This window comes from Methylomonas sp. BG-2 (genome assembly GCF_057766305.1).
Genome location: NZ_JBYMAP010000278.1, coordinates 1 through 4,804, shown reverse-complemented (window position 1 = coordinate 4,804; position 4,804 = coordinate 1). Strand labels below are relative to the sequence as shown.

Sequence of the window (4,804 nt, the reverse complement as noted above, 5' to 3'; positions counted from 1 at the left end):
TCGATCATGGCCGGGATACACGCGGAATTGAGCGGCCGCCGCGGGCAGGCATTGACGCTGAAAACCGCTAAAGCCGGCTCGCCGTCAATAGCCGATAGCGTGGTGCATTGATTTTACGGACGCCTTGGGGCAAGGCCGGTTGCGGGCGAAGCAAGCCGCAGGCCATCGCCAAGGGCGTCCGCTGGGAACGGTTCGAACACGGACTGGATACGAATTTTAGGAAACGAACTTTCCGGCGGCCGAGCGCCGTCGGCAAGCGCAGGGGATTAAACATGACACTATTGGCTTTCGACGAACAGCAACGCGCCAAGACCAGCTCGGTGCGCGCCACCGCGATGGTTTTCGAGGACCCATCGTCCCGCCACTTGTTGGAGCATATCGAGCGCATCGCCCCCAGCGACGCGACGGTATTGATCATCGGCGAGACCGGCACCGGTAAGGAACTGGTGGCCCGGCACATTCATGCGCTGAGCAAGCGCGCGCAAGGACCATTCGGCGCGTTGAACTGTGCCGCGTTGAGCGAGAATTTGATCGAAAGCGAATTGTTCGGTTACGAGAAAGGCGCGTTCACCGGGGCATTCACGACCAAAACCGGCTGGTTCGAAACGGCCAATCGCGGCAGCCTGTTTCTCGACGAAGTCGGCGACCTGCCGTTGTCGTTGCAAGCCAAGCTGTTGAGGGTGCTGCAGGAGCGGGAAGTCGTCAAGGTCGGCGCCCGCCAGGCGTCGCCGGTGGACGTTCGCGTGATCGCGGCCACCAACGTCAATCTGGAGGAAGCGGTGGCGGCCTCGCATTTTCGAGCCGACCTGTATTACCGGTTTAACGTCGCCGCCATCCAATTATTGCCGTTGCGCGAGCGGCCGGGCGACATTCTGCCGTTGGCCAGGCATTTTCTGAAAGTTTATGGCGAGCGTCTGGGATACAGCGAAATCAAATTGTCGCCGGCCACCGAACTAACCTTGTTGAATTACGATTGGCCCGGCAATATTCGCGAGCTGGAAAATGCGGTGCATCGCGCCTTGCTGGTGTGTCCCGGCAATCGCTTGCGGCCCGAGGATTTCAAGTTGTCCGGTATCAGAACCGCGCAATCCGGGCCGGCGGTTTCCACCAGCTCGTTGGAAACCGCGCTGCAACGCCTGTGCGAGCAGGCCCCGCCCAAATTGTTCGACATCATCGAAGAAACCGTGATCCGCACCGCCTTCGAGTTTTGCGAGGAAAACCAGGTACAGGCCGCCCGTCTGCTGGACATCAGCCGCAACGTCTTGCGCCACAAACTGGGCCTCTACGGCATGCTCCCGAGCGGAAGCCGCAAATTGCCGGCCAACTACCCGCAGGCTCGGGATTGAGCGGGCAGGGCGTTGAGCGGTATTTGAGTTGGCCTAGCAAGTGACTGTAAAGGATCACGCGGTAAGCGGATCGCGGCGCCGTGATTTGAGAGGTCAAGTTAGCGGAACTTCGCGGCGCGTTCAGGTGGGACGTTCGCCATGCGACCATTCCGTTGCCAGACCGCCGGCTTTACGCCAAGAGGCCGGCGCAAGTATCGTATAGCCATCATACAGCTAGCCCCCATGCGGCGTTAACACCTCCTCGCAAAGCTGAACCAGTTTTTCGGTATCTTCGTGCTCGAGCACGCTACCGATGGTTCAACTGTTTGGGGCCGGTTCTCACTTCAACAAGCTTTCACGGGCGAAATTCAGCCTTGCTCGAAAGAGAGTTTGTCGTCGGTGGCTTTATTGAATATGCTGCCGAGCAGGTCTATGCCTTTCAACAGGTTGGCGGCGTGCTTGAGTTCCTCGGTTTTGGTATGCCCTTCGTCGACGACCAGCAACACGCAATCGACGTAGGGCGAAAAGCCCAAGGTATCGTCGTGCGACAATATCGGCGGCATGTCGAATATGATAATCCGCGACGGATAGCGGCTCTTCAATTCGTTGACCAGGCGAACCATTTTCGGCGAGCGCAGCATCTCGGTCGAGTTGAATAGTGGTTTGCCGGCCGGTAAAACCACCAGACGTTCAATGCCGGGGTTGATCAACATCGTGCTCAACTCACTGTCGTTGAGCAGGTAGTCGCTCAGGCCGGCGCCTTGCTGAAAGCCGAACAACTGATGTTGGCTGGGGTTTTGCAGATTGGCGTCCACCAACAAAGCGGTGCGGTCCAGTTCCATCGCCATGCTGATGGCCAAGTTAGCGGCGGTCAGACTGTTGCCGGTGCCTGAGCCGGTACTGGTGATGGCCACGGTTTTCCATTCCATTGCATCCATTTGTTGCAGGCAACGGGTGCGCAACATGCGATAGGACTCCAGCCATTTCCCCTGAGGAAAGGCGGAAATGATCCTATTATGCTTGAGCAGGCGCTCGTCGGCTTTTTGTACCTTGGTCTGGGTATAGGCGATGTTGACCTTATCGTTAGGCAGTCCGGCGGCCGGGTTTACGGTGTTTTTATCCGCTAAATTTTCGATGGAGTTCATGGCGGGTTCCCTGGTGTTTTAAGCGTTGCCCGCTACGCGCAGCAGTTTGTACCAAAATACGTCGAGCGGCATGACGATGAAATGAAATGCGATTAACGCTGCAATACCGGCGCCGATCACCGCAATGATCAGAGTTCGCCGATGCCGGCTGATTTGCTGCCTCTCCTGCTGGCTTTCCAGATAGGGTATGGTAGCCAGCGGTTCCGCGCCCAGAATCGCCGCGACGGCCTTTGGGCTATTGATGGTGGAATCCAGCATCTCAGCCAGCGCGACGGCACCGAAGCCGCAGGCACCCGCGAAGACCATGCCGAGCACCAAGATCGCAAGACGGTTGGGGCTAAACGGTTCCAGCGGCTCTTGCGGCGGGTCGATCAGCGTAAAACGCTCGCCCTTGCGTTCCAATTCCAATTGTTGCGAGATTTGTGCTTCCATCTCGCGGGCGCTCACTTCACGGTAGCGCAGATTGGTGTTGTCCAGCTCCTGGATCAAATCGCTGTATTCCTTCTCGACCAGCGGGGCTTGGCGCAGGCTGCTACGCAATTCCTCCATTTTGGTTTGGATTTTTCCGCGAGTGTAGTTAAGCGATTCGATTTCGGTATTGACCGAATCAAGCTGAGATTTCAATGTGATATAGGCCGGATTGTCCGGTTTTAGCGAGGCATTGCTGTAGTCCGACGATTTGGCCTCAACCAGGCTTTGCTGCAACGCGGCGATCTGCTTCTGCAGTTTTTGTACATCCGGGTGTTTCTCGGAGTATTGCTTCAATAGCAGGGCTTGCTCGGCTTTTTTGTCGGTCAGCTCGGCGTTCAGTTTGTTCAAGTCGTCGTTGGAGCCGATCTCTTTTTGCAAGGAATCGATTTCGCGCTTGATTTTAATGACGTCCGGATGGCTGGCGGAATGGGTGGACAACACCGAGGGATATTGGGATTGCAGTTCCTTCAAACGGTCTTTCATATCGAAAACCCGGTTGCCGGTTGCGTTGACCGCCAGTGCATTGGGATCGAGTTGCGCCAGTTCGCCTTCCAGATAAAAGCGCCGGTCCTGCAGCGAGCGCTCCTGGCTGTCGAGCGACAACAATTGGTTGCTTAAGGAAGTCAGTTCCTGTTGGTTCAAGGCGCTGATTTGCGGCAATTGATTCAGATTTTTTTCCTTGAAATTCGCCAACGCGTTTTGAATTTCCTGGATTTTGGCCTTCAAGCGTTTGGATTCCTCGCTCAGGAACATCGCCGCGTTTTCAGCGGATTCGGTACGGGCTTTGATGTTTTCTTTCAAAAATAACGAAGTCAGCTCGTTGGCAACTTTTTGCGCCAATACCGGCGAGCGATCGTCGAAGGTCAATGTGAACGCGATCGTCGCTTGAGTGGGTTTGCCGTTACGCTGGTCGGCCACGTCGGCGCTGATGGTTTCAACCTTGATCAGTCCGCGCATTTTTTCCAAAATGATTTCTTCGGGATCGCTTTTTCGGTCGTCGGCGTATAAATCGTACTTTCTAATGATTTCCGATAGATTGGGCCGGGTCATGATGCGTTGGCTAATCACCTGGATACGTTGATCGGCGAAGGTCGTCACGGTCGAACGTACCAAATCGACCGGAATTTCCTGCGCTTCAATAAGGATTGTGGATGTCGAGCGGTAGGTGGCCGGCAGCGCTGCGGCGAGTATGGCAGCAATCAGCGCAATAGCCAGGAAGGGAGTATATAAAAACCGTCTACGTCGCTTGATGATTTTTAGGTAGTCCTTAATGTCGAGGGTTTGATTGTCCACGCTATTTCACCTGACGATTGATTTGCGGTTGATAAGAAAATTGTAGCTGTATGCTGTTGCCGATAGCTGTTTGATTTTGGGATTCGTATGTCCTATCTCGGTAGCTGTAAGAAAGGTCAAGGTCTATATTTTCCGTGCAGCGCCAGCGTAAATTTGGGGAAATTGTTAAATAGGTACGACTGGTATTGGTATTTGCTGCGCTCAAGGTCGACTGCGATTCCGAGATCAAATAGCTGGCGTTCAATCCTGTGCTCAGGCGGTCGTTTAAATTGTATTTTCCGCGCAGCCCGAAAGTAGTGGACTGTTGTTGAGTGCCGCTACTGGCGGGATTTAACTGTTGTCCGGCAGATAGATTGAAGTTACCCCATTCTTCCGCGTGCAACAAGTTGGCGGAAAATACGTGACCGATGTTGTTGGATGATTGTGCTGTGTGGCTAATGGGAGTTCCGAGTAACTTTGTAATGCTAGACGATTGCGTATCGGTATCCCTTAGACCAGCTGACAACGATATCTGTGTCGTTTCGTTAACGGTATATTGCATGCCTGCTTGATAAGTCAACGTTTGCGACT

At 54.6% G+C, this 4,804-nt stretch carries 3 protein-coding genes and 1 pseudogene; 1 reads left to right on the top strand and 3 read right to left on the bottom strand.

Annotated features, from left to right (window positions below; genetic code table 11):
• Positions 1 to 272 precede the first annotated feature (272 nt).
• Positions 273 to 1,346 (top strand): sigma-54 interaction domain-containing protein, encoded by a 1,074-nt coding sequence (locus tag AC3B8H_RS18615; RefSeq protein WP_488443027.1) that lies wholly within the window; start codon positions 273 to 275, stop codon positions 1,344 to 1,346.
• Between the two features lie 347 nt (positions 1,347 to 1,693).
• On the opposite strand, the gene AC3B8H_RS18610 is transcribed toward AC3B8H_RS18615, so the two are convergent.
• The 3 genes and pseudogenes from AC3B8H_RS18610 to AC3B8H_RS18600 form a co-directional block, all read right to left on the bottom strand.
• Positions 1,694 to 2,470: a CpsD/CapB family tyrosine-protein kinase gene (locus AC3B8H_RS18610; protein WP_488443026.1), complete on the bottom strand. Its 777-nt coding sequence runs from the start codon at positions 2,468 to 2,470 to the stop codon at positions 1,694 to 1,696.
• Between the two features lie 18 nt (positions 2,471 to 2,488).
• Positions 2,489 to 4,234: a lipopolysaccharide biosynthesis protein gene (locus AC3B8H_RS18605; protein WP_488443025.1), complete on the bottom strand. Its 1,746-nt coding sequence runs from the start codon at positions 4,232 to 4,234 to the stop codon at positions 2,489 to 2,491.
• A gap of 1 nt (position 4,235) precedes the next feature.
• Positions 4,236 to 4,804: pseudogene (locus AC3B8H_RS18600) on the bottom strand (hypothetical protein); the annotation flags it as partial.

Bases quoted from the DNA above. Each gene is read 5' to 3' on its own strand.
- AC3B8H_RS18615 (WP_488443027.1), top strand. From the start codon at position 273: ATGACACTATTGGCTTTCGACGAACAGCAACGCGCCAAGACCAGCTCG.
- AC3B8H_RS18610 (WP_488443026.1), bottom strand. From the start codon at position 2,470: ATGAACTCCATCGAAAATTTAGCGGATAAAAACACCGTAAACCCGGCC.